The organism is Mesorhizobium sp. M0701, assembly GCF_040320365.1.
Taxonomy (GTDB): domain Bacteria; phylum Pseudomonadota; class Alphaproteobacteria; order Rhizobiales; family Rhizobiaceae; genus Mesorhizobium.
Window position 1 is genome coordinate 246,773 of sequence record NZ_JAMYPO010000001.1, and the last position, 22,069, is coordinate 268,841.

General features: G+C 63.5%; 25 protein-coding genes. 12 read left to right on the forward strand and 13 right to left on the reverse strand.

The window, feature by feature from the left end; genetic code table 11:
• Positions 1–85: 85 nt before the first annotated feature.
• Complete coding sequence (locus NKI24_RS01170; protein WP_352448255.1) at positions 86–1,648, reverse strand: amino acid permease; 1,563 nt, start codon at positions 1,646–1,648, stop codon at positions 86–88.
• A 22-nt stretch (positions 1,649–1,670) separates the two neighbouring features.
• On the reverse strand, positions 1,671–2,417 hold the full coding sequence (locus NKI24_RS01175) for an N-formylglutamate amidohydrolase (protein ID WP_352742898.1): 747 nt from the start codon (positions 2,415–2,417) through the stop codon (positions 1,671–1,673).
• Positions 2,418–2,639: 222 nt separating this feature from the next.
• Between NKI24_RS01175 and NKI24_RS01180 the strand changes: the two genes are divergently transcribed.
• The 3 genes from NKI24_RS01180 (at position 2,640) to NKI24_RS01190 (ending at position 5,331) form a co-directional block, all read left to right on the forward strand.
• A complete protein-coding gene (locus tag NKI24_RS01180; RefSeq protein ID WP_352448257.1) occupies positions 2,640–3,467 on the forward strand; it encodes a MurR/RpiR family transcriptional regulator in 828 nt (275 codons plus the stop codon).
• Between the two features lie 514 nt (positions 3,468–3,981).
• Positions 3,982–4,797, forward strand: a complete 816-nt coding sequence (locus NKI24_RS01185; protein ID WP_352742900.1) for an SDR family oxidoreductase — start codon at positions 3,982–3,984, stop codon at positions 4,795–4,797.
• 39 nt (positions 4,798–4,836) lie between these two features.
• On the forward strand, positions 4,837–5,331 hold the full coding sequence (locus tag NKI24_RS01190) for a MaoC family dehydratase (RefSeq protein WP_031211357.1): 495 nt from the start codon (positions 4,837–4,839) through the stop codon (positions 5,329–5,331).
• Between the two features lie 41 nt (positions 5,332–5,372).
• Here the strand turns inward: NKI24_RS01190 and NKI24_RS01195 are convergent, their stop codons facing one another.
• On the reverse strand, positions 5,373–5,993 hold the full coding sequence (locus tag NKI24_RS01195) for a hypothetical protein (RefSeq protein WP_352742902.1): 621 nt from the start codon (positions 5,991–5,993) through the stop codon (positions 5,373–5,375).
• 83 nt (positions 5,994–6,076) lie between these two features.
• Here NKI24_RS01195 and NKI24_RS01200 point away from each other — a divergent pair, with 83 nt between their 5' ends.
• Entirely contained in the window at positions 6,077–6,718 is a 642-nt protein-coding gene (locus tag NKI24_RS01200; RefSeq protein WP_352742904.1) for a TetR/AcrR family transcriptional regulator, read from the forward strand.
• A gap of 190 nt (positions 6,719–6,908) precedes the next feature.
• Positions 6,909–7,148, forward strand: coding sequence for a DUF680 domain-containing protein (locus NKI24_RS01205; protein ID WP_352682468.1), 240 nt, complete (start codon positions 6,909–6,911; stop codon positions 7,146–7,148).
• Positions 7,149–7,251: 103 nt separating this feature from the next.
• Here the strand turns inward: NKI24_RS01205 and NKI24_RS01210 are convergent, their stop codons facing one another.
• From NKI24_RS01210 to NKI24_RS01235, 6 genes are read right to left on the reverse strand one after another with little or no spacing between them, the layout of a single operon-like run.
• On the reverse strand, positions 7,252–7,476 hold the full coding sequence (locus tag NKI24_RS01210; RefSeq protein ID WP_023675341.1) for a hypothetical protein: 225 nt from the start codon (positions 7,474–7,476) through the stop codon (positions 7,252–7,254).
• Between the two features lie 53 nt (positions 7,477–7,529).
• Complete coding sequence (locus NKI24_RS01215) at positions 7,530–8,108, reverse strand: sarcosine oxidase subunit gamma (RefSeq protein WP_352742906.1); 579 nt, start codon at positions 8,106–8,108, stop codon at positions 7,530–7,532.
• Positions 8,101–11,094: a sarcosine oxidase subunit alpha gene (locus NKI24_RS01220; protein WP_352742908.1), complete on the reverse strand. Its 2,994-nt coding sequence runs from the start codon at positions 11,092–11,094 to the stop codon at positions 8,101–8,103. The genes NKI24_RS01215 and NKI24_RS01220 overlap by 8 nt, the downstream gene beginning before the upstream one ends.
• Positions 11,091–11,387: a sarcosine oxidase subunit delta gene (locus NKI24_RS01225; RefSeq protein WP_292519105.1), complete on the reverse strand. Its 297-nt coding sequence runs from the start codon at positions 11,385–11,387 to the stop codon at positions 11,091–11,093. Before NKI24_RS01225 ends, NKI24_RS01220 begins: the two co-directional genes overlap by 4 nt.
• A gap of 8 nt (positions 11,388–11,395) precedes the next feature.
• Positions 11,396–11,818, reverse strand: coding sequence for a hypothetical protein (locus NKI24_RS01230; protein ID WP_352448263.1), 423 nt, complete (start codon positions 11,816–11,818; stop codon positions 11,396–11,398).
• On the reverse strand, positions 11,818–13,071 hold the full coding sequence (locus tag NKI24_RS01235) for a sarcosine oxidase subunit beta (RefSeq protein ID WP_352448264.1): 1,254 nt from the start codon (positions 13,069–13,071) through the stop codon (positions 11,818–11,820). Before NKI24_RS01235 ends, NKI24_RS01230 begins: the two co-directional genes overlap by 1 nt.
• 199 nt (positions 13,072–13,270) lie before the next feature.
• Between NKI24_RS01235 and NKI24_RS01240 the strand changes: the two genes are divergently transcribed.
• Positions 13,271–13,645: a YrdB family protein gene (locus tag NKI24_RS01240; protein ID WP_352742911.1), complete on the forward strand. Its 375-nt coding sequence runs from the start codon at positions 13,271–13,273 to the stop codon at positions 13,643–13,645.
• Between the two features lie 46 nt (positions 13,646–13,691).
• Here NKI24_RS01240 and NKI24_RS01245 read toward each other — a convergent pair whose 3' ends face one another.
• The gene (locus NKI24_RS01245; RefSeq protein WP_352742913.1) at positions 13,692–14,435 is read right to left on the reverse strand and encodes a hypothetical protein; all 744 of its coding nucleotides are present in this window, start codon (positions 14,433–14,435) and stop codon (positions 13,692–13,694) included.
• A gap of 192 nt (positions 14,436–14,627) precedes the next feature.
• Between NKI24_RS01245 and NKI24_RS01250 the strand changes: the two genes are divergently transcribed.
• A complete protein-coding gene (locus NKI24_RS01250; RefSeq protein WP_352742915.1) occupies positions 14,628–15,386 on the forward strand; it encodes an SDR family oxidoreductase in 759 nt (252 codons plus the stop codon).
• Between the two features lie 109 nt (positions 15,387–15,495).
• Positions 15,496–15,882 (forward strand): SET domain-containing protein, encoded by a 387-nt coding sequence (locus NKI24_RS01255; RefSeq protein WP_352454023.1) that lies wholly within the window; start codon positions 15,496–15,498, stop codon positions 15,880–15,882.
• Between the two features lie 135 nt (positions 15,883–16,017).
• On the opposite strand, the gene NKI24_RS01260 is transcribed toward NKI24_RS01255, so the two are convergent.
• On the reverse strand, positions 16,018–16,308 hold the full coding sequence (locus NKI24_RS01260) for an addiction module antidote protein (RefSeq protein WP_352448268.1): 291 nt from the start codon (positions 16,306–16,308) through the stop codon (positions 16,018–16,020).
• Between the two features lies 1 nt (position 16,309).
• A complete protein-coding gene (locus tag NKI24_RS01265; RefSeq protein WP_352448269.1) occupies positions 16,310–16,597 on the reverse strand; it encodes a type II toxin-antitoxin system RelE/ParE family toxin in 288 nt (95 codons plus the stop codon).
• Between the two features lie 207 nt (positions 16,598–16,804).
• On the opposite strand from NKI24_RS01265, the gene rpsU reads away from it, so the two are divergent.
• The 4 genes from rpsU to NKI24_RS01285 all read left to right on the forward strand — a co-directional run bounded on the left by rpsU (position 16,805) and on the right by NKI24_RS01285 (position 20,559).
• Positions 16,805–17,077: a 30S ribosomal protein S21 gene (gene rpsU / locus NKI24_RS01270; RefSeq protein WP_023675331.1), complete on the forward strand. Its 273-nt coding sequence runs from the start codon at positions 16,805–16,807 to the stop codon at positions 17,075–17,077.
• 161 nt (positions 17,078–17,238) lie between these two features.
• Positions 17,239–18,084, forward strand: coding sequence for a tetratricopeptide repeat protein (locus tag NKI24_RS01275; RefSeq protein WP_352742918.1), 846 nt, complete (start codon positions 17,239–17,241; stop codon positions 18,082–18,084).
• A 136-nt stretch (positions 18,085–18,220) separates the two neighbouring features.
• Complete coding sequence (locus NKI24_RS01280; protein ID WP_023675329.1) at positions 18,221–18,694, forward strand: DUF992 domain-containing protein; 474 nt, start codon at positions 18,221–18,223, stop codon at positions 18,692–18,694.
• Between the two features lie 410 nt (positions 18,695–19,104).
• Positions 19,105–20,559, forward strand: coding sequence for an MFS transporter (locus tag NKI24_RS01285; RefSeq protein ID WP_352742920.1), 1,455 nt, complete (start codon positions 19,105–19,107; stop codon positions 20,557–20,559).
• Here NKI24_RS01285 and coaBC read toward each other — a convergent pair.
• Positions 20,556–22,013, reverse strand: a complete 1,458-nt coding sequence (gene coaBC / locus NKI24_RS01290) for a bifunctional phosphopantothenoylcysteine decarboxylase/phosphopantothenate--cysteine ligase CoaBC (RefSeq protein WP_352742922.1) — start codon at positions 22,011–22,013, stop codon at positions 20,556–20,558. The genes NKI24_RS01285 and coaBC overlap by 4 nt on opposite strands.
• Between the last annotated feature and the right edge of the window lie 56 nt (positions 22,014–22,069).

The window sequence follows — 22,069 nt, forward strand, 5'->3', positions numbered from 1 at the left end:
GCGCTTGTCGTTTCGGGCTTGTCACTTTGAAAAGGAAACGAAAACCACGGCCGGCGCGAATGCCGGCCATGGTCATGAGAGGGGGTCAGGCGCCGGCTTCGCCTATGGCTAGCTCGGCTGCCTTGATCGCCGCCTGACGCTTTGCGATCTGGTCGCCGATGGGCGGACCCTGGAAGCGGCGGTTCTCGAAACCGAACCAAAGCACCGCGGTCAGCACAATGAAGCCCAGGGTGATATAGAGCACTTTGTCGTTCGGCGGCTGGATGGCGATGTAGAAGATGATCGCCATGCCGATGACCGACAGGATGCAAAACAGCTTGAACAGGCCGGCGCCGAGGTTCCATGGGCCGGGGTTCGGCCATTTTTCCGTTCCGAAAGCCATCATGCCGAGCACGATCGGAATGATGAAGGACAGAAACAGGAACACCAATGTCGAATTGACGACGATGGTATAGATGTTCGTGCCGCCGACCGAGATGAACTGGGCAAGAAAGACATAGATTACTTCGAGCACAGCAGCCGTCCAAATCGCATTGACCGGCGTGCGCCAGGTCGGGCTGACCTTGGCTAGCGAGGCCGAGCCGACCGGCATGCCGCCGTCACGCGAGAAGGCGAAAAGCATGCGCGAGGCAGAGGTGACCGTTGCCAGACCGCAGAGGAACTGCGCGATCAGGATGCCCAGATAGAGCAGTGTCTTCAGCCACGCCGGCAAGATCGCGTCCATCGTGGCGAAGAACACGCTCCAGCCCTGCTTGGCGCCGGCCGCCAGATCCGGAATCGCCAGTACGATCGCGCACAGCATCACCCAGCCGATCAGCGACGACCAGACTACGGACGAAACGATTGCCCGCGGAACCGAGTGCGCCGCCCTCAACGTTTCTTCCGAAGTATGCGCCGACGCGTCATAGCCAGTGATGGTGTAAACCGGCAGCAGCAGGCAGAGCAGGAAGAGATACGTCATGGAATCGGACTGCGGGAAAACACCGCCGCCCGCGTCGCCCGAATAGTTCGTGAACGTCCACAGCCGCGTGATGTCGATCGCTGGAGCAAACATCAGGCAGGCGACGATCAGCACGGCTGTCGTTGCCAGGATCAGGAAGCCGGAGGCGTCCGTCAACATAGCCGTCAATTTGATGCCGAAATGATTGAGCAGCGCCTGCAACACGGTGATGAAGGCGACAAACCCGACGATCTCACCAGGCGTGCCAGTCATGCCGAAGGCTCCGCCGAAAGTGCCGACGAAGAAGAAAGCAGTACCGATGTTGATGGCGCCGAGCACGGTGATCAGGCCGAGCAGATTGAGCCATGCGGTGAGCCAGCCAGTGAAACGGTTCCCTAGGATGGATGCCCAGTGATAGAGGCCGCCGGCGGTCGGAAATGCAGAGGCGATCTGGGCCATGGCGAGCGCGAAAAATCCCGAAACCATGCACCCGACGATCCAGCCGATGCCAGCGCCGGCGCCACCGATGGACGACGTCGCTTGCGCGAAGGAATTGATGCCGCCTGAGAGGATGCAGATGATTGAGAACGAGATCGCGAAATTCGAGAAGCGGCTCATGCTTCGCGACAGTTCCTGAGCATAGCCCATTCCGTGGAGAACTTTCAGGTCCTCCTTCTTGTCAACTTCGCTGTAACCCGGTGCTACCATTTTAAAGTCCCCTTTTGGTTTCTTAGCTGGCCGATTGAACTGACTTTCCGACTGCGCTTGGTCTGGAGGCCTTGGCCGCTTCGGGCTCCAGATTGAGAAAAATACCGGTGAGCAGATCCGCCCATTTCCGCTGCCCGGCCGCGCCGGCGATCTCGTCGTTGCGGATTTCAATCATTGCGCAGGGCAGCCCGCGCGAGCGCGCATGGCGTTCCAGCGTGAAATAGACCCGGTCGGCCGGCGAATAGGGTTCGTTGACGCCGACGCTGACGCCGGCAAGCCGCTTCAGTGTCGCGATCAGCGGCGCCGCCAGCCGGCGATCCTCGTCGTGGATGATGCCGATGTGCCAGGGCCGGCTTTTGCCTTTGTAGAGCGGCGTGAAGGAATGGATCGAGACCAGCCTGGTCTCCCGCCCGGCCGCCAGGCGCTCGTCGATGACCGTTGCGATCCGCTCGTGAAACGGTCGCCACGCCAGCGCGATGCGCGCCTCCCGCTGGTCGGCCGAAAGTCCCTGGTTGGCCGGGACCACGGTTTTTTCGCTGGCGCTGACCGTCACTATCAGGTCCGGCGCGTCGAGCGGGCGGTTGCAGTCGATGATGAGCCGCGAGATGCAGGTCTCGACCAGCGTCGCATCGAGCGCCTCGGCCATGCGGCGCGCCACCGGCAAGGCGCCGGGATCCCAGGCGATGTGGCGGGAAAGATCCTCGGCGGCAAGGCCGAGCGTTCCGAATTCCGGTGGCAGGAAATTGGAGGCGTGGTCGCAGGTCAGCACGAAGGGGCTCGATCCGCCGGGGTTCGTCCCCTTACGGTTTCAGGCGATGCAAGGCTGGCGGGCCGTGCTGTCTCCATTGTCTGCTGTCCCCGGGGAGCGCTGTATCGTATGTTACGTATTTTGCCTCATTGCGTCCCTGCGGATGATTTCATACAGTTTGGCCGGCTTTGTCAAACGCGATTTCGATAATGCGGTAACGGCACGGCCAGGGTGGGGAAAAACATGGTTTCCAGCATTGCCGAACTGATCTCCGACCGCATGGGCACCATGCCGGCAGGCGAGCGGCGCGCAGCACAAACGCTGATCGCCAGCTATCCGCTGATCGGGCTGAAGACGGTCGCCGAATTCTCGGCTGCCGCCGGCGTGTCGTCGCCGACGATCCTGCGTTTCGTCGCCCGGCTCGGCTTCCAGAACTATCCGGAATTCCAGTCGACGCTGCAAGACGAACTGGCGGCGCAATTGCAGTCGCCGGCCTCGCGCACGCTCAATCCGCCATCGCAGGGCGCCAGCGCCGTCTCGCCGATGCTGGAGGCGACGCTCGACAATATGCGCGAGACATTCCGGCATCTCTCGGACAAGCAGCTTGCCGACATCGTCGCCAAGCTGGCCGACCGGCGCGGCAAGACATTCTTGATCGGCGGCCGCTTCACCGACCCGCTGGCGCGCTACATGGCCGCCCACCTCGCCATCATCCAGCCCAACGTTTTTCACCTCGGCGGGCAGGAAAGCGTCTGGCGCGACCGACTGATCGACATGGGTAAGCGCGACGTGCTGGTGATCTTCGACATCAGGCGCTATCAGGACAGCCTCGTCCGTTTCGCCGAGACCGCCAACCAGCGCGGCGTGCAGATCGTGCTGTTTACCGACCAGTGGCTGTCGCCGATCGCCCGCTTCGCCCGCCACGTCATCGCCGGGCGCACCGCAGTGCCTTCGGCCTGGGACTCATCCGCCGCACTTTTCGTCGTTGCCGAAGCGCTGATCGGCGCGGTCACAAGGCAGCTCGAAGCCGACGGCGCCAAACGCATCCGCGAACTGGAAAGCCTGCGGTAGAGCCCCTCCGGAAAGGGACGCGTTTCGCTTCGGTCTAGTCCACTAAAAAACTGATCATCTGCAGGATCAGGATCAGCAAAAAGACGCCAAAGGCAGTCGCAAAAATCGCTGCCAGCAGGACGGTGCGTTGTTTCTTACCCATGGCTTTCCCCCCGAAAGCATAGTCCCCGTCCACGAATACGAATGTCAGTCCCGCCCCACTGCTCGGCCATCTCCCAACTCCTCAAGACCCGCCTGCGGCTTGGGCGGAGGAGTAATGACGACTTGCTTCACGTGCGAAATTAACCGCTTACAAGGTGCTCGTTAACGGAAATGGCCGCATCATTCATCCGACCCATGTCACGGCCGAATGACCACCTTGCATTTCGGGCTTAACCATTCAGCCGCTAAGCGTGCCCCACCCCAGCTACTTTACCCATGGCAAGCATGATCGAAGTTCGGCTAGCCTTGTCGACGTGACGCCGCTCGCTTGAATAACCAGGCAAAAGCGCAGTGAACTGCGCGGAGGAATTCGATGAGCTATCTGGACGAGCTGTTCTCAGTCGCCGGCAAGACGGCGCTGGTCACCGGCGCCGCGACCGGCATCGGCCGCATGGCGGCGACCGCTCTGGTCAAGGCCGGCGCCACCGTGATGATCGCCTCGCGCAAGGGCGAGGATTGCGTCGGAGTTGCCGGCGAACTGAACGGGCTTGGCGCCTCCGGCCGGGCCGAGGGTTTCGCCGCCGACGTCTCCAGCGAGGCCGGCATTGCAGCACTTATCGCCGAGGTCCAGGCGCGGACCGAGCGGCTGCATATCCTGGTCAACAATGCCGGCATCTCCTGGGGCGCGCCGCTGGAAAGCTTTCCCTACCATGCCTGGGCCAAGGTGTTCGGCGTCAACGTCACCGCGGTCTTCCACCTGACGCGCGAATTGCTGCCTCTGCTCGAGGCCGCCGCCAGCGATGCCGACCCGGCCCGGGTGATCAACCTCGGATCGGTGATGGGCACGCAGCCTTTGGCCGAAGATGCCTACTCCTACTCGGCCTCGAAGGCCGCGGTTCACCACCTGACGCGCATCCTGGCAATCGAGTTCGCCGCCCGCCGAATCACCGTCAACGTCTTTGCGCCTGGCCCTTTCCAGAGCCGGATGACGGCCTTCGCCACCGGCACCGAGGACCAGGCAAGACATATCGGCAACCACGTTCCGATCGGCCGCATCGGCGCACCGGATGACATTGCCGGCGCAACGCTCTATTTGTGCAGCCGGGCCGGCAGCTATGTCACCGGCGCCATCCTGCCGATCGATGGCGGGCAGTCGGTGCAACACGGGCTGACATTGTTCAAGGAATGAGACGCACGCCATCCGGCGAGTGAAATGCCGGGGGTGAAGATGGAGGACATCAGCGTGGAACCGATCAGTCTCGATGTGCTTCTGGCCAACGTCGGCAAGGAAGTCGGCGTGTCGCCATGGCGGGTCGTCACCCAGCGCATGATCGACCAGTTCGCCGATGCCACCGACGACCATCAGTTCATCCATTGCGATCCGGAACGCGCCAGCCGCGAAACGCCGTTCGGCGGCACCATCGCGCATGGCTTCCTGTCGCTTTCGCTGTTGTCGGCGATGACCTTCGAAACCATGCCGCCGCTGGAAAACAGCAAGATGGGCGTCAATCACGGCTTCGATTCGCTGCGCTTTCTGGCGCCGGTGAAGACCGGCTCGCGCATCCGCACCCGTTTCGTGCTGGCCGACGTCAAGGTCAGGCCGTCGGGGTGGGTGCAGACGGCGCACGACGTGACGATCGAGATCGAGGGCTCGAAAAAACCGGCGCTGACCGCGCGCTGGCTGACGCTGACGCTGATCGAACGCCAGCCGGAAGCGGTCTGACTCTCGTCAGGCGGAGAAGCCCAAATCTATCTGTGCCAAATCTATTTAGCTTCGGCCGCGACGTACTTCATGTGACGGCTGACCTGCAGCGCAATGTAGACGACCAGTGAACAACCGATTGGGAACACGATCTCGTTGAGGCCGGTTGCGATCGCCTGTGGCATTGCGAGAGCAGCGTCATTTGCCGCGGCCGTCTCGATGGTCAGCACCGTGATGCCGCCGCCGAATACCGCGCCTATCAGGGCGCCTGCCAGCGCGAAATGGAGCGGACGCGGTTCTTCCTTCGATGCCAGCGACGCCAGTGTCCAGCCGAGCAGCCCGTATTCGATCGCCCGCAGCACACCGAGCGTCGTGAGCGACAGGATGGCCGGCTTTGCCGCCGCGTCCAGCGCGCTGACCATAACCTTTTGCGTCCCTTTGGCGATGCCCATCGCCAGTGGCGCCGAAATCGCACCGATCAGGCCACCGAGCGAGGCTCGCACCTTGGTGAGCGCCGTGCCGAGGCTGACGCCGGCGCAGAGGAAGAACGACCAGGTCACGCCTTGCGCCAGTTCGATCAGAACCTGCGTCGTAACGGGGTAGGCACCTGCCGCAAATCTGACGGTCAGAATGAGAGCTTCCATGGCGAAGCCGAGCGCGATCGCCAGCCATGCGACAGTCAAGCTTCTGCTTCGTGCCACCCTTGCCCGACGCCGTACAGCGTATATATGCTGCATCCAGCCATCAGTCGTAAGGCAGTAGAAAGTTGCAGCTAAGCGTCCAGGAGCGCCGCGAAAAACAAAAGGCCGAACTGCGTTCCGAACTTGTCGACGCCGCGCACAAGCTTGTTCAGGAAGAAGGCTATGACGGCCTCACCATCCGCAAGCTCGCCAAGCGCGTCGGCTATGCGCCGATGTCGGTCTATTCCTATTTCGCCGACAAGCAGGACATCCTGTTCGCGCTGGCCGAGGACGCCTTCGAGACCCTGGCCAGGCGCATCGAACGTCACACGGCCGACGACCCAATCGAGGCGCTCAGGGCGGTGCTTGTCGAATACGCCGCCTTTGGGCTGGAAAATCCCAACGAATACCGCACCGTCTTCATGACCGAAAAAGTCAGGCCGCCAGCCGGAAAGACCTTCGCCGAAATGGAGAGCGGCAACCCGGCGATGAAAGTGCTGATCGCGAGGGTCGAAGCCTGCGTTGCCGCCGGCAGGCTCAAAGGCGATCCACGCGCCATCGCCACCATACTGTGGGCGGTCGGCCACGGCGCCATCTCGCTGCTGATCACCTTCCCGTTCTACCCGTTCGGCGACCAGACGACGTTCATCACACGGATCGGCGACATCATGCTCGAAGCCATCGCCGCGCACGAGATTGCGCCGCTCACGCCGCCGGTCAACTGCTGAAGAGCGGCGCTCCTCCCGATCTGCAGGATCTTCTCCGAACGATCCGCGCTGCGGCGCCGAGCGTTCTGCAATCCCTGCGCTCAATTTCTCCGTACATGTACGATTTTGCTTGAACTCCATAAGTCTTGGGCGTATCTGTACGCAATGCCGTACATGTACGAATCCAATAACTGGAAACCGGAGACCGACGATGAAGAAGGCAATCCTTACGCTCGCCGCCCTGCTGGCGCTCTCTGGCGCCGCATTTGCCGGCAGCAATCAGTCAGGCAAGCAAGAAGTGACCTGCATCGATACCAAGACCGGTGCGAAGCTTGATTGCGCGCCGACCGGATCGCTTGAAAAGACGGACGCCGCGGCCCACAAGGCCGGCAGCAAGGGCCCGAGGCTCGGCATCGGCATCGACCCGTGGATCGTGCCAAGCAGCTTCTGAGCCGATCGGGCGACAATACGCGGTGAGGAAACGAAAGGGCGGCAGCAATTTCCGGCCGCCCATCGTGCCGGCCTCAGCCCTGCTTTTTGTCACCCCGCGCAGATCACTTCTTGCGCTTCTGTCCCACCACGCTTTTGGGCTTGCCGGGTCTTGCCGGTGCGCCGGGAATGGCCGTTCCGGTGATCGACACCGGATCGCTGGCCGGGAATGTATCCTCGAGGCCTTCCTCGAGTTCCTCTTCGATGTCAGTCCCAGTGCGCTGCTCGTCTTCGAAAGAGCGCACGGCCGGCGTCTTGACCGGCGACTTCGGCGCGGAGTTCGGCGGCATTTGCATTCTCCCTCGGCTCGCTGTCGCAGAACGGTCGGGCGCGGCGAACATGCCTATGCTGCCGCGTCGCGCGCTGCCTCCGACAGAAAAGTAAAGACATAATCGGAAAAGGAACGCCAGCATTCGACGCGGAACGCGTCGGCCGCCGTGCGCAACAGCACGATTTCGACCTTACCGAGAATGGTACGCGACGCCGCCCCGACCGGAAAGGCGTCGAGCGACAGATCCTGCGGGCAGCCGGCATTGATCGTCGCCGCGGCAGCCGGACCGGTAACCGATATGGCGACGTTGCGGTGCGAGATGCCGACCGCCGAATGCAGTACGGAAATGCTGGCGCAGTCGGCGAGCGGATCTTTTCCGCTCTCGTCGATGACCAGCCATTCGTCCGGCCCGAGCCACAAGGCCGTGCGTCCGGCCTTTGCCGCCGAGGTTTTCGGCCTTTGCGGCAGGACGACGCCGAGCGCTTTCGATAGTGCCGCGATCGAGGCTTCCCGCGCGCGCAGCGATATGCGTTCGGCCGGCGGCAGCACGGCAAGTGTAACGCCGGCTGCGGAAAGCGACTGGCCGGCGAGAGCCGGACGGCGTTCGACTGAGGGTCCGGCGGCGTCGGTTTTCAAAGCGGCCTTAGCCATTGAGGCGCTCCCCCTTCTCGTCGAAGAACACCATCCCGGTGACCTCCACCTCGATCACCCCGTTCGGCATCGGCACATAGAGCGTCTCGCCCGTGCGATCGCGGCCGCCGGCGACCAGCCCCAGCGCGATCGAGCGGCCGCAATTTTGCGACCAATAGCTCGAGGTGACATGGCCAATCATCTTCATCGGGATTGCCTGCTTCGGGTCCGCGACGATCTGCGCGCCCTCCTCCAGCACCACCTTGGGATCCCTGGTCTTCAGGCCGACAAGCTGCTTGCGGCCCTTGGCGACCAGATCCGGCCGCGCCATGCCGCGAATGCCGACGAAGTCGGTCTTCTTCTTGCCGACCGCCCAGTCGAGCCCGGCGTCGTTCGGCGTCACCGTGCCGTCGGTATCCTGGCCGACGATGATGTAGCCCTTTTCGGCGCGCAGCACATGCATAGACTCGGTGCCGTAAGCACAGGCGCCATGCTTCTGGCCCTCGGCCCATAGCGCTTCCCAGACTGCCTCGCCGTAATCCGCCGGCACGTTGACCTCGAAGCCGCGCTCACCGCTGAACGACATGCGAAACAGCCTGGTCGGCACGCCGCAGATCCGGCCTTCGCGCACCGACATATGCGGCAGCGCCTCATCCGACATGTCGATGCCCTCGACCAGCGGCGCGATGATGTCGCGAGACTTCGGTCCCTGCACGGCAATCACCGCCCATTGCTCGGTGATCGAGGTCAGCCAGACGTTGAGATGCGGGAACTCGGTCTGGAGATAGTCTTCCATATGGTTCATGACGCGCGGCGCGCCGCCGGTCGTCGTCGTCACATGGAAACGGTCGGGTGCAAGCCTGCCGACGACACCGTCGTCATAGATGAAGCCGTCCTCGCGCAGCATGATGCCGTAACGGCAGCGGCCGGGCTCGAGCTTCTCCCATGGATTGGTGTAGAGCAGTTCCATGAATTTGGCCGCATCCGGCCCGACCACCTCGATCTTGCCCAGCGTCGAGGCGTCAAACAGACCGGCTGTCTTGCGCACCGTGACGCATTCGCGGTCGACGGCGGCATGTATGTCCTCGCCCGGCTTCGGGAAATACCAGGCGCGCTTCCATTGGCCGACATCCTCGAATACAGCGCCCTGGCGCTCGGCCCAAGGATGGATCGCCGTCTTGCGGGTCGGGTCGAACAGGGGACCCCGCGCGTGGCCGACGATCGAGCCGAATGTCACCGGCGTATAGGGCGCGCGGAACGTCGTCAGCCCGACCTGCGGGATCGGCTTGCCCAACGTCTCGGCGGCAATCGCCAGGCCGTGCATGTTGGAGGTCTTGCCCTGGTCGGTCGCCATGCCATTGGTGGTGAAGCGCTTGACGTGCTCGATCGAGCGCATGCCCTCATGCACTGCCTGGCGGATGTCCTTGGCGGTGACGTCGTTCTGGAAGTCGACAAAGGCCTTGACCGTCGTATCCGATCCGGCACCGGGTGCTGCACCCAGCATGCCGCGCGACCAGCTCTCGCCGGCGTCGACCTTCGGCTTGGTGCCCTTGGCCGGCCTGCTGCCGGCGTCCTTGGCCGCCTTGGCGCCGGCCGCGTAGGCCTCGTCGATCGTCGCCGACAGCCCGTCGGTGCCGTTGCAGGCGCCGACCGAGACGCAGTCCTGCGCATAAATTCCGGGCACGAAGCGCTTGCTCTCGTCATTGAAGGCAACTTTGCCGCGCGATTGCGAGAACAGATGCACCGACGGCGTCCAGCCGGCCGACATCAGGATTGCGTCAACCGGCATGGTGCGTTCGCCGCCGCCATTCTTCGGCTGCACAGTCATCGACGACACCCGCAATTTGCCGCCGGCGCGGATCACCGCGCGGCCGAAATTGACCTCGATGCCGAGCGCCCTCGCCTCGTCGATCGCCGGCCCGGTCGGGTTGTCGCGCAGGTCGACAATCGCCGCCACGTTGATGCCGGCCTTTTTCAGGTCGATCGCCGCCGCATAGGCGGAATCGTTCGCCGTATAGACGCCGATATTCCTGCCGACGGCGACGCCGTAATGGTTGAGATAGGTGCGCGCCGCCGACGCCAGCATGATGCCGGGCCGGTCGTTTTCGGCAAACACCATGTGGCGCTCGATGGCGCCGGTCGCCAGCACCACGCGGTTGGCGCGAACCTGCCACAGCCGCTCGCGCGGCAGGTCGCGGCCGGGATTCTGCAGATGGTCGCTGACGCGCTCGACCAGCCCGACGAAATTCTGCGCGTAATAGCCGAAGGCGGTGGTGCGCGGCAGCACGCGGACATTGTCCATCGTCCGGAGCTTGGCAACAGCGGACTGCGCCCAGGCAAAACCGTCCTGGCCGTCGATCCTGGCGCCGCTCTCGAAATGAAGGCTGCCGCCGAATTCCGCCTGCTCGTCGGCAAGGATGACGCGCGCGCCGGTCTCGGCCGCGGCCAATGCCGCGGCGATGCCCGCGGCACCGCCGCCAAGTACCAGCACCTCGCAATGGGCGAAGCGCGCCGAATAGTGGTCGGGATCCGGCTGGTCAGGAGCGACGCCGAGACCGGCGGCGGCGCGGATCTTAGGCTCGTAGAGGTTTTTCCACGCGGCCTTCGGCCACATGAAGGTCTTGTAGTAGAAGCCGGCCGAAAGCATCGGTGAGGCAATACTGCTGACGGCACCGATGTCGAAAGCGAGCGACGGCCAGCGGTTCTGCGACTGTGCGGTCAATCCGTCATAGAGTTCCTGCACCGTGGCACGCACGTTCGGCGTCTTGCGTGCCGCGTCGCGCTTGATCTCGACCAGCGCGTTCGGCTCTTCGGCGCCAGCCGACAGAAAACCGCGCGGCCGGTGGTACTTGAACGAGCGGCCGACGAGATGGACGCCGTTTGCAAGCAGCGCCGAGGCCAACGTATCGCCCTCGATGCCGGTATAGGGGCGGCCGTCGAAGCTGAAGCCAGCTATCTTTGCCTGTTTGAGCCGCCCGGCGCCGGCAATGCGGAACGTGGCGCTCATTTGGCGGCTCCCGGCAGCTTGGTGGGCTTCGGTTCGCCGGCCTTGTAAGTCATCAGGAACCTGTCGCTGACGGTGTCGCGCACGGCATTGAAGAACCGCGCACAGCCATGCATGTGCCGCCAGCGCTCATAGATGATCCCCTTGGGATTGGAGCGGATGAAAAAGAACTTTTCAAAATCGTCGTCGCTCTCGCCGGCGATGTTTGGGGAACGCGCGATATGCGCCTCGCCGGCGTTGCGGAATTCGAGCTCCGGACGCTCTTCCTCGCAATAGGGGCAGCGGATGAGAAGCATGGTTGGTCCTACAGTTCGCCGTGGCCGACGCGAGCGCCGGCAGGTTGGTCGCAAAGCCTCTGGCCCATCGTCACGAAGGGCGCGACCAGCCGGATGCGCTCCTCAATGCTGGCTACCGGGCGGAAAAGGTCGCGATACGCCATATTGCCGACCGAAAGCGTCATCGGTTCGGTCGTCACGATGACGTAGCGCCGTTCGAATTTTTCGCCTTCCTCGAGATCGGCTGGCCGGTTCTCCATAAAGGTGACCACTCTCTGACCGGCGCTCCACGCGCAGGCGAGTACACCCTCGTCGACGGAAAACGGCCAATCCGCTTCATTGCCGACGCGGCTGATGGGCTGCAGGCGCACCTCCTCTGGCGTGGGGATATGGAACAGGCCTTGCTCGCCGGCGAGCATCAGCGGCATGGCGACGGCCATCTCGGTCATCATCAGTGCGCCACCGCTGCCGCCGCCGCCTCGTCGATGAGGCGGCCGGTGCGGAAGCGCTCTATGGTGAAGGGCGCGTTGATCGGGTGCGGATCGTCCCTGGCGATCGTGTGGGCAAAGACATGGCCCGAGCCCGGCGTCGCCTTGAAGCCGCCTGTGCCCCAGCCGCAATTGACATAGAGGCCGGGCACCGGCGTCTTGGCCAGGATCGGCGAACGGTCCGGTGTCACATCGACGATGCCGCCCCATGAGCGCAGCATCTTCATGCGCGTGAAGATCGGGAACATCTCGCAGATGGCGTCCAGCGTATGCTGCAAAATGTGCAGCCCGCCGGTCTGCGAATAGGAGACATATTGGTCGGTGCCGGCGCCGATGACCAGCTCGCCCTTGTCGGATTGCGAGATATAGGCATGCACGGTGTTCGACATCACCACGCAAGGCACCACCGGCTTGACCGGCTCCGACACCAGCGCCTGCAGCGGATAGCTTTCCAGCGGCATGCGCACGCCGGCCATGTTCATGATCACCGATGAGTGCCCGGCGGCAACCACGCCGACCTTCCTGGCGCCGATGAAGCCGCGCGTCGTCTCGACACCGGTTACCGCGCCGTTCGGCGCCCGCTTGACGCCGGTGACCTCGCAATTCTGGATGATGTGGACGCCGCGCGCCGAGGCGCCGCGCGCATAGCCCCAGGCAACCGCATCGTGACGCGCCGTGCCGCCGCGGCGCTGCAGGGAGGCGCCCATCACCGGATAGCGCGCATTGCGCGAAATGTTGAGCGGCGGGCAGAATTCCTTGGCCTGCTCCGGCGTCAGCCATTCATTGTCGATGCCGTTCAGCCGGTTGGCATGGACGTGACGCTTCAGGACCTGGATGTCATGGATGTTATGGGCGAGCATCATGACGCCGCGCGGCGAATACATGACGTTGTAGTTGAGCTCCTGGCTGAGCCCGTCCCACAGCTTCAGCGCATGGTCGTAGATGCCGGCGCTTTCGTCATAGAGATAATTGGAACGGATGATGGTGGTGTTGCGGCCGGTATTGCCGCCGCCGAGCCAGCCTTTTTCCAATACCGCGACGTTGGTGACGCCGTGCACGGTGGCGAGATAATAGGCGGTGGCCAGGCCGTGGCCACCGGCGCCGACGATGATGACGTCGTACTCCTTCTTCGGCTCCGGTGAGGACCATTGTTCCTCCCAGCCCTTGTGACCGCGCATGGCCTCGCGGGCGATGGCGAATACCGAGTATTTCTTCAACGTCGCAGGCCTCGCAAATGACGGCCGGGCATTCACTCGAACGCCGGCGCGCGAGCTGTATCACTAGCGAAACGGCGCTGCCAGCCTTGCACTGTTTGCGACGGCGCTTGCCGTTTTGCGCCGTGGTGAAAAAGCCGCATCCGGGCAGGTTGATGCAATTGCCTTCCACCGCTATCCGTCGCCTGACGATCGGAGGATTATGGCGGTGGGTAACGTCTGGTGGAACCTGACATTGCGCTTCTTGCTGGAGCTCGCCGCTTTGCTCGGCCTCGGCATGGCGGGCTGGAGCCTCTCAGCGGGCATGTGGCGCTTGATCCTTGCCGTGGCATTGCCGTTCGTTGCCGCCGCGCTCTGGGGAGTCTTCGCGGTGCCGAACGATCCGAGCCGCTCGGGGCGGGCGCCGGTTCCGGTGCCGGGCGGTTTGCGGCTGGTGCTCGAACTCGTCATCCTGTTCGGCGGCGCTGCCGGATTCCACCTGGCCGGTTACACGACAGCCGGCATAGCCGTCGCCCTGCTGATCGCCGTCAGCTACGCATTTTCGCTCGATCGGCTCGGCTGGCTGCTTAGGCAATAGTGGCCTTGCACCGTTTGCGACGGCGCTTGCCGTTTGCGCCGTGCTTTCACTGGTCGCTGTTCTGAGCTTCGCTTTTCGTTGGGTCAGCCGGAGCACGCTTCACGATGCACGGCCCGATTGCATAGATCGATCGCAAATAACCCTCACGGCAATCGGTCGCGATTTTGCGAACTTCCGCGTCGTTCGACTGCTCCGCCATGGCCACGAAGCGCTCGACGATCACCTCGCGTGGCCTGATCGCCACTGCCGCCGCAAAGCGCCGCAAAACCGCATCCGGATGTTCGAGCAACTGTGGCAGGTCCTTGGCACTCGGCATGATATAGTGACCATAGGCATTGACCAGTGTGGTGAAAGCCGAGTCCGGGCGAAGCGCGGCGGCATTTTCCACCGCGAGCTGCAGCTGCCACCGCTCCGCAAAGCAGATGAACTGGACAACCTTCCATCGAACGCCGGCATGTTCGTCGTCCAGCCGCAGCATTACGCGACCTAGAATAGCCCCATCAGCTGGCGTGGTGCAGTCCCCGAGCGCCTCGATTACATCGAAGCGGGTACGCGAAGCTTTGCTGTCGAGCAGATCGGCTATCTCTGCGACAACGCAGTTCAACTTGAAGCGTCGTCTGAAGCCTATTTCGACCGTTATGAACGCAGCCACGGACTGCGTATGGATATTGCTTGAAACCAGCAGCGGCCGGAGATTTTCAATCGGAAAGCCTTTTTTGAACTCCGAAAGAAGGTCGTTCGCCAAATTGCCCTCGCCCTCGTAGCCGGGCTCCAGCAACTTGCTCATCATGTCTTGGGGGGTCATTGCAAATGGGTGGCGCGTCCACCCGCAAGTTTGGATAACGAGCCGTAGCCTGGTGGCCAGCGGACGTCAAGGAGCGCTGTCGAGGGCAGCGCATGTATCGGGTGGTTCGCACCGCCCCGATTTGCGACCAAGCATCCGATTGCCGGCAAGAGCCGGCGCCAAAAAAAGGATGCAGAAATGTTCGCACTCGCCAACAAGGTCGCCATCGTCACTGGCGCCAGTTCCGGCATCGGCCGCGCCACGGCAAAGCTCTTTGCCGAGCAAGGCGCCAGGCTCGTCGTCGCCGCCCGCCGCCAGGCGGAACTCGACGCGCTGGTTGCCGAAATCGAAGACGCCGACGGCACCGCCGTCGCTCTTGCCGGCGATGTCCGTGACGAAGCCTACGCGAAAGTCCTGGTCGACCTGGCGGTCGAGAAATTCGGCGGGCTCGACATCGCCTTCAACAATGCCGGCTCGGTCGGTAGGATGGGGCCGGTTTCTGAGCTGTCGCTGGAGGGCTGGCGCGAGACGCTCGATACCAATCTGACCAGCGCCTTTCTCGGCGCGAAATACCAGGTGCCGGCGATGGTCGAACGCGGCGGCGGGTCGTTGATCTTCACCTCCACCTTCGTCGGCTACACGGTCGGCATGCCCGGCATGACCAGCTATGCCGCGAGCAAGGCCGGGCTGATCGGATTGACGCAGGTGCTGGCCGCCGAATTTGGCGCCAAGGGGATTCGAGTCAACGCGCTGCTGCCGGGCGGCACCGACACGCCTTCGGCGACATTCAACACACCTGAATCGCGGGCGTTCGTCGAAAACCTGCATGCCTTGAAGCGCGTCGCCGAGCCAGAGGAGATCGCCCGCTCGGCGCTTTACCTGGCTTCCGATGCATCGAGCTTCACCACCGGCACGGCACTGTTCGCCGACGGCGGTGTCTCGATCACCCGCACGTGAAGCGTTTCGCGGTTGGCGTCGGCCCGCCAGCCGCAATGCCGGAAAAACCGGTCTTGCTTTTTCCGGCGATTTGACGATTCCGTCTTCGCCTCGAAAACGGGTTGGAAACATGCTGCTGATCAGGACCTATATCGCTGCAAGCGCAATCGAAGGCGTCGGCGTGTTCGCCGCCGAGCCGATCCGGAAAGGGGCGCAGATCTGGCGGCTCGATCCGGACTTCGACCGGCTGATCCCGATGGAAAGATACGAGACGGCGCCGCCGCACCTCAAGGAATTGCTCGACAGATATGCCTATCCCAGTCCGGACCGGCCGGGCTTCATGGTCTATGAGGTCGACAATGGCCGCTTCATGAACCACGCCGACAAGCCGAACACCGACTTTTCGCAATATGGCGGGGCCACCGCGACCCGCGACATCGCCGCCGGCGAGGAAATAACCTGCGACTACGGCGAGTTCTTCGAGGGTTTCGAGCAGCTCCACCTGGCCACGGCGTAGCGGCGCCTATCTGGCCCAAGGCGAATTTTGTTCTTGCTTTGTGCCGGCAGCTATGCTATTAACTTCTCTATGGTGCTAATTCACACCAGCGACCCGCCGCCGAGGCGGGTTTTTTCGTTTCGGGATTCGGCGGCCTCAGGCTTCGGTCTTTTCGGCGGTGAGTTTCACCCCTAAGGCCTTCACCACGCCAAGCAATGTCGAGAGGCGCGGGTCGCCATCGGGGCTCAGTGCCTTGTACAGGGCCTCCCGGGTGACGCCGGCATCTTTCGCCACCTTGGACATGCCGCGCGCGCGGGCAACTATGCCGAGAGCATTCGCGATATAGCCGGTATCGCCCGTGGCAAAGGCGTCGGCAAGAAGTTCGGCCTGGGCCTCCGCGCGGCCGAGATGTTCGGCAGGATCAAAAGGCAAGGTCTCGTGGGGCATTTCAGATCTCCTTGGCCATTTCAATGGCCTTCCTGATATCGCGCTTCTGCGAGGACTTGTCGCCGCCGCAGAGCAGGATAACGAGCGCGCTGCCGCGCTTGACGAAGTACAGTCGGTAACCGGGACCGTAGTCTATCCGAAGCTCGCCGATGCCATCGAAGAACTTCACGTCTCCCATCAGTCCGGACTGGATACGTGCCACGCGGATCGCAATCCGCTCGGCCGCCCGCATATCGTTTAGACCCTTGAGCCAGTCCCGGAACTCGGCGGTTTGTTCAACGATGGTCACTCGTAAACTATAGTTCACAGATTGAAAAAATCAAGCCGCCATGTGGGACTGTCGTGCCCGCCCGGACGGCACCGCCTCTCAATCGGCTGTGGACAGAGCCCCTTGATTCTGCTATCAGCCGCCCCAATTCGTGGTGTAACGCGCCGCGGAGGCTTGCGGCTATGGCCGCTTGCCTGTTGATTTCAAACCCGAAAGACAGGATTGCACGTGCAGGTACTCGTCCGCGACAACAATGTTGATCAGGCGCTTCGCGCGCTCAAGAAAAAGATGCAGCGCGAAGGCATCTTCCGCGAAATGAAGATGCGCGGACATTACGAGAAGCCCTCCGAGAAGCGCGCCCGTGAAAAGGCGGAAGCCGTGCGCCGCGCCCGCAAGCTGGCCCGCAAGCGCGCCCAGCGCGAAGGCCTGCTGCCGATGACGCCGCGTCCGGTCGCGGCCGGTGCTGCCGGTGCCGGTGCTCCGCGTCCGCCGCGGTTCTGACGTCAATTTTTCGTCCTTTTCCAAGGATACCCAAGGTGGCGCGATGCGGAATCGCCGCCACCTTTTTGTTGTGAGTTCGACCCGGTCCGAGAGGACCGGTTGGGAGAGATGCCGGTTCGGAGGGGGAACGGACCAGACGGCGCAGTAAGGACAGGGCAGACATGGACGCAATTACCGTAGAGCGCAGAACCGCGTGGCGTGGCCTCGCCCTGACGGCAGCCCTGCTTTCCGGGATGGCGCTTGCCAGCTGCCAGAGCGTTCCGACCGGCGAGTTCAACAACATCGACAAGGCGCAAGCCTCGAGCGAGAACATCTCCTCGCTGTCGGCGGTGATCCAGCGCAACCCCCAGGATCCGGAAGCCTACAATGTGCGCGGCTCGGCCTATGGCCGCGGCGGCCAATACCAGGCGGCGCTGAAGGACTTCAACACCGCCATCCAGCTCAATCCGAATTTTTACCAGGCCTATTCGAACCGGGCGCTCATCCAGCGCTTCCTCGGCGATCAGGCGAGCGCGCTCGCCGACTACAACCGCTCGATGCAGATCAATTCCAACTATGACGCCGCCTATATCGGCCGCGGCAATCTCTACCGCAGGGCGGGCCGGGTCCAGGAAGCCTTCAACGATTTCCAGAAGGCCATCCAGCTCGACACGACCGATGCGCGCGCCTATCACAATCGCGGCCTGATCTACCAGAGTCAGGGCCAGCACGCCTTTGCCATCGAGGATTTCTCGACCGCCATTTCGCTGGCGCCGGACGCCTCCGAGCCCTACAATGGACGCGGCCTCTCCTACCTTGCCATGAACGACGAGGACAATGCCTTCGCCGACTTCAACATGGCCATCAAGCTCGACGGCAAGAACGCCGAGGCCTGGTCCAACCAGGCGCTGATCTACGAGCGGCGCGGCGACAAGGTCAGGGCCGCGAAATCCTACCGCGAAGCCGTGCACCTCAATCCGACCTACCAGCCGGCCAAGGACGGCCTGGCCCGCACCAGTGCCGGCTGAGCGGCCGGTTAATCGGGCCTCCGTTTCCGCACTCCGACAACCCTGCGTTTAGCTTCGCCTTGCTGGCGCCAAGTTTTCGGCGGAACGCTCGGCGTGCTCAGCCGTTTGTACAAGGCAATTTCGAAAGGACCCCGCCATGATCAAGAAACTCGCTTGTGCCGCTGCTCTCGCCACGACCGTCGTTGCCGCTCCCGCCAGCGCCAGCAAGCTCCAGCTCGGCGTGCTCGACTGCACCATCGACGGCGGCACGGCCTATCTCGTCACCTCCAACAAGGGTGTTTCCTGTGTCTTTCGTCCGCATCGTGGCGGCCCCTCCGAAGTCTATACCGGGGTGATTTCCAAGCTCGGCGTCGATGTCGGCCGGACGCATCAGGGCCAGCTGGTATGGGCGGTTCTGGCGGCGACCCGCAACCACGATGAAGGCGACCTTGCCGGCAGCTATTATGGCGTGAACGCCGAGGCCAGCGTGGTCACCGGTGGCGGCGCCAATCTCCTGGTCGGCGGCCTCGACAGCGCCTTTTCGCTGCAGCCGCTCAGTGTCCAGGCACAGACCGGCGTCAACCTGGCGGTCGCCGTCACGTCGCTGGACCTGATCCATTCGTTCAAATAGCGGCGCAGCTTGGCTCCCGAGCGGCGGGGAGCGTAGGTGTCGGCCTGCGAATAGCTGCCGAAGGCTCATAGATTCCGGCCGGCCCACTCCGCAGAGGATGGGCCGCCCTGATGTTCAAAGTTGCGGCGCTCGAAGATCACGGCATGGCAACTGTGTTCATGCCGTTACCGTGACCGAAGATTGCGGCGATCCAATATTGCTTGTCTTCGGTCTGACCAGAATCTCAACGCCTCGTGATCGTCCCCCATCGCACAATTTTGAAATCCGCCACGTCAACGGCGATCAAAACCGCTTGATCTCAACTATGGTTGAGGTTCTAGAAGTCCTCCCATACTGCGGCATGTACTCATTTGGACGTGAAGAGCGCTCCAATATTTTAGACCAGCGTCTAGGGAAGCTCGGGGGACTGAATGACCAAAACAAGCACAAACGGGGTCGATTGGCGCGCGCTGTGGGCGTGCGGCGATCTGGCGCGCTTCTGCTTCATCAGCCTCGGCATTCTGCTGCACGCCACCAACGAAACCATGGTAGCAACGGTCATGCCGGCCATGGTCGGCGAACTTGCCGGCGTGCAACTGGTCGGCTGGTCGCTGGCGATCTACGAGCTCGGCGCCATCGTTGCCGGTGCGGCCGCCGGACGGCTGGTGAGCTATGTCGCGCTGCGTACCAACATGATGGTCGCCGCAATGCTCTATGCCGCCGGCGCGCTGGTCTGCGCCACCGCGCCTTCGATGCCGCTGTTCCTCTGCGGCCGCCTGATCGAAGGGCTCGGTGGCGGCGCGCTGGTGTCGCTGGCCTTCGTCTCGGTCGAGCGGCTGTTTGCCCGCGCGATCTGGCCGCAGCTTTTCGGCGTCATGTCGGCGATCTGGGGTGTCGCCGCCTTCAGCGGGCCGGTGCTCGGCGCGGTCATGACCGAATTCTCGTCCTGGCGCTGGGCCTTCGGCGTCTTCACCCTCGGCGGCACGGCCATGGCGCTGGCAAGCTTCCTCGTGCTCGATACGCCTGAAGCAACGAGGCCGCAGGCGAAGGGCGGCTCGGCGCCGCCCTTCCCCTTTGCGGCACTTGGCTGCCTCGCCGGCAGCGTCGTGCTGATTGCCACTGCCGGCGTCGACATCGCCCTGTTGCGCTCGTCGCTGCTGCTCACCCTCGGCCTGATCGGCCTGGCGCTGTTTATCTATATCGACGCACTGAAGCCGCGCTCGCGCCTGTTCCCGTCGCGGCTGTTCTCATGGCGCTCGCCGGTCGGCGCGGGCATGACTATGGTCGCGGCGTTTTCGGTAGCGACCTGCTCGTTCGCGGTCTACGGACCACTGCTTCTGACCAGCCTGCACGGCATTCCGATCCTGACCACCGGCTACATCATCGCCGCCGAATCGATCGCCTGGTCGATCCTGTCGATCCTCGTCGCCAATGCGCCACCGGAGCGCGAGCGGCTGATCATCGTCGGCGGGGCGCTGATGATCGCCACGGGCGTCGCCGGTTTCGCCTATACGGTGCCGGCCGGCTCGATCCCGCTGATCCTGTTTTGTGCTTTGTTGCAAGGCGGCGGCTTCGGCATAGCCTGGCCGTTCGTCACGCGTGTCATCGTGGCATCGGCCAAGGAAGGCGAGCAGACGATCGCCTCGGCCGCCGTGCCGACCATGCAGCGCATCGGCTATGCCGTGGGTGCGGCACTGACCGGCATCGTCGCCAACGCCAGCGGCTTTTCCGAAGGCCTGAACAGCGAGGCCGCGGCGAATGTCGCCGCCTGGCTGTTCCTGGCGTTTATCCCGCTCGGAATCCTGGGATGCCTTGCCGCTTTGCGGATTTCGGGGGCGCCGCCAGCGAAGCTGCCAATCTCCCCCCTCGTGGGGGAGATTGACTAGACGAATACCGTCTTCAGCCGCTCGGCGATCAGTGCCGCGAGCCGCGTCGCCACCTCGTCTTTGCTCATCTCCGGCCAGTCCTCGACGCCGGCCTTCGAGACGATCCGCACCTTGTTGCGGTCGCCGCCCATCACGCCCGGGGAACCATCTTCATGCGAGACATCATTGGCGACGATAAGATCGGCACCCTTTTTTGCAAGCTTGGCCTGGGCATTCCTGACCAGGTCCTGCGTCTCCGCGGCGAAACCGACCACCAGCATCGGCCGCTTTTTGTGGTGCCCGACGCCGGCAAGAATATCGGGATTTTCCACCATCTGCAGCGCCGGCGGCCCCTCGCCCGCCATCTTCTTGATCTTTTCCCCGGCCGAACTTTGAGTGCGCCAGTCGGCGACAGCCGCGACGAACACTGCCGCGTCGGCCGGCAGCAGCTGCTCGACGGCGTCCTTCATCTCGACGGCCGTTTCGACGTGCAGCGTGGCGACGCCGGCCGGATCGGCAATGCCGACCGGGCCGGAGACGAGACGCACGTCGGCGCCGAGCCTGGCCAGCGCCGCCGCGATGGCGTGGCCCTGTTTGCCCGACGACCGGTTGGCGATGTAGCGGACCGGGTCGATCGGTTCATGCGTCGGCCCGGAGGTGACGATGATCTTCCTGCCCGCCAGCGGCTTTGGCCGGCTGTCGAGCAGCGCCTCGATCGCGGCGACGATCTCCAGCGGCTCGGCCATGCGGCCCTCGCCCACCTCGTTGCTCTCGGCCATCTCGCCCTTCGCCGGGCCGACGAATGCGACGCCGTCCTTGCTCAGCGTCGCACGGTTGCGGCGGACCGCCGGATGCGCCCACATTTTCGGGTTCATCGCCGGCGCCACCAAGACGCGCTTGTCGGTGGCGATGAGCACGGTCGAGGCAAGGTCGTTGGCATGGCCATTGGCGAGCTTTGCCATCAGGTCGGCGGTGGCCGGCGCCACGACCAAAAGGTCGGCCTCGCGCGACAGCCTGATATGGCCGATGTCGTGCTCGTCCTGCCGGTCGAACAATTCGGTGAAAACATGGTCGGCCGACAGCGCCCCGGCCGACAGCGTAGTGACGAACTCCTGCGCCGCCGCGGTCATCACCACCCGCACTGCCGCACCGCGCTCGCGCAGCCGGCGGATCAGGTCGAGCGCCTTGTAGGCGGCGATGCCGCCGCCGATGATCAGCAGGATGCGCTTGCCGGAGAGGATGCCTCGCGGGCTGGAGACGGCGACCACCGGCGCTGCTGGACTCTGCGAACTCGTCAGTTCGCGCAGTGTTTTCTCGATCTGGTCGATGCGACCGGCCGAACCGAACTGACCTTCGACCGCTGCGCGGATCATCACCCGCGCCTGGTCTTCCATCGACCGGCCATTCTCCGCCGCCAGTCGGCGCAGCAGGTCCTTGACCTCGTCATCAAGGTTGCGGATCGTGATGCTGGCCATCTGATTGCACCTTGCCGGGAATTGCTGAGTGCAATGATAGCAATGCAATCACTTTG

Bases quoted from the DNA above. Each gene is read 5' to 3' on its own strand.
- NKI24_RS01170 (WP_352448255.1), bottom strand. From the start codon at position 1,648: ATGGTAGCACCGGGTTACAGCGAAGTTGACAAGAAGGAGGACCTGAAA.
- NKI24_RS01180 (WP_352448257.1), top strand. From the start codon at position 2,640: ATGGTTTCCAGCATTGCCGAACTGATCTCCGACCGCATGGGCACCATG.
- NKI24_RS01185 (WP_352742900.1), top strand. From the start codon at position 3,982: ATGAGCTATCTGGACGAGCTGTTCTCAGTCGCCGGCAAGACGGCGCTG.
- NKI24_RS01190 (WP_031211357.1), top strand. From the start codon at position 4,837: ATGGAGGACATCAGCGTGGAACCGATCAGTCTCGATGTGCTTCTGGCC.
- NKI24_RS01205 (WP_352682468.1), top strand. From the start codon at position 6,909: ATGAAGAAGGCAATCCTTACGCTCGCCGCCCTGCTGGCGCTCTCTGGC.
- NKI24_RS01210 (WP_023675341.1), bottom strand. From the start codon at position 7,476: ATGCCGCCGAACTCCGCGCCGAAGTCGCCGGTCAAGACGCCGGCCGTG.
- NKI24_RS01215 (WP_352742906.1), bottom strand. From the start codon at position 8,108: ATGGCTAAGGCCGCTTTGAAAACCGACGCCGCCGGACCCTCAGTCGAA.
- NKI24_RS01220 (WP_352742908.1), bottom strand. From the start codon at position 11,094: ATGAGCGCCACGTTCCGCATTGCCGGCGCCGGGCGGCTCAAACAGGCA.
- NKI24_RS01225 (WP_292519105.1), bottom strand. From the start codon at position 11,387: ATGCTTCTCATCCGCTGCCCCTATTGCGAGGAAGAGCGTCCGGAGCTC.
- NKI24_RS01230 (WP_352448263.1), bottom strand. From the start codon at position 11,818: ATGATGACCGAGATGGCCGTCGCCATGCCGCTGATGCTCGCCGGCGAG.
- NKI24_RS01240 (WP_352742911.1), top strand. From the start codon at position 13,271: ATGGCGGTGGGTAACGTCTGGTGGAACCTGACATTGCGCTTCTTGCTG.
- NKI24_RS01245 (WP_352742913.1), bottom strand. From the start codon at position 14,435: ATGATGAGCAAGTTGCTGGAGCCCGGCTACGAGGGCGAGGGCAATTTG.
- NKI24_RS01250 (WP_352742915.1), top strand. From the start codon at position 14,628: ATGTTCGCACTCGCCAACAAGGTCGCCATCGTCACTGGCGCCAGTTCC.
- NKI24_RS01255 (WP_352454023.1), top strand. From the start codon at position 15,496: ATGCTGCTGATCAGGACCTATATCGCTGCAAGCGCAATCGAAGGCGTC.
- NKI24_RS01260 (WP_352448268.1), bottom strand. From the start codon at position 16,308: ATGCCCCACGAGACCTTGCCTTTTGATCCTGCCGAACATCTCGGCCGC.
- NKI24_RS01275 (WP_352742918.1), top strand. From the start codon at position 17,239: ATGGACGCAATTACCGTAGAGCGCAGAACCGCGTGGCGTGGCCTCGCC.
- NKI24_RS01280 (WP_023675329.1), top strand. From the start codon at position 18,221: ATGATCAAGAAACTCGCTTGTGCCGCTGCTCTCGCCACGACCGTCGTT.
- NKI24_RS01285 (WP_352742920.1), top strand. From the start codon at position 19,105: ATGACCAAAACAAGCACAAACGGGGTCGATTGGCGCGCGCTGTGGGCG.
- coaBC (WP_352742922.1), bottom strand. From the start codon at position 22,013: ATGGCCAGCATCACGATCCGCAACCTTGATGACGAGGTCAAGGACCTG.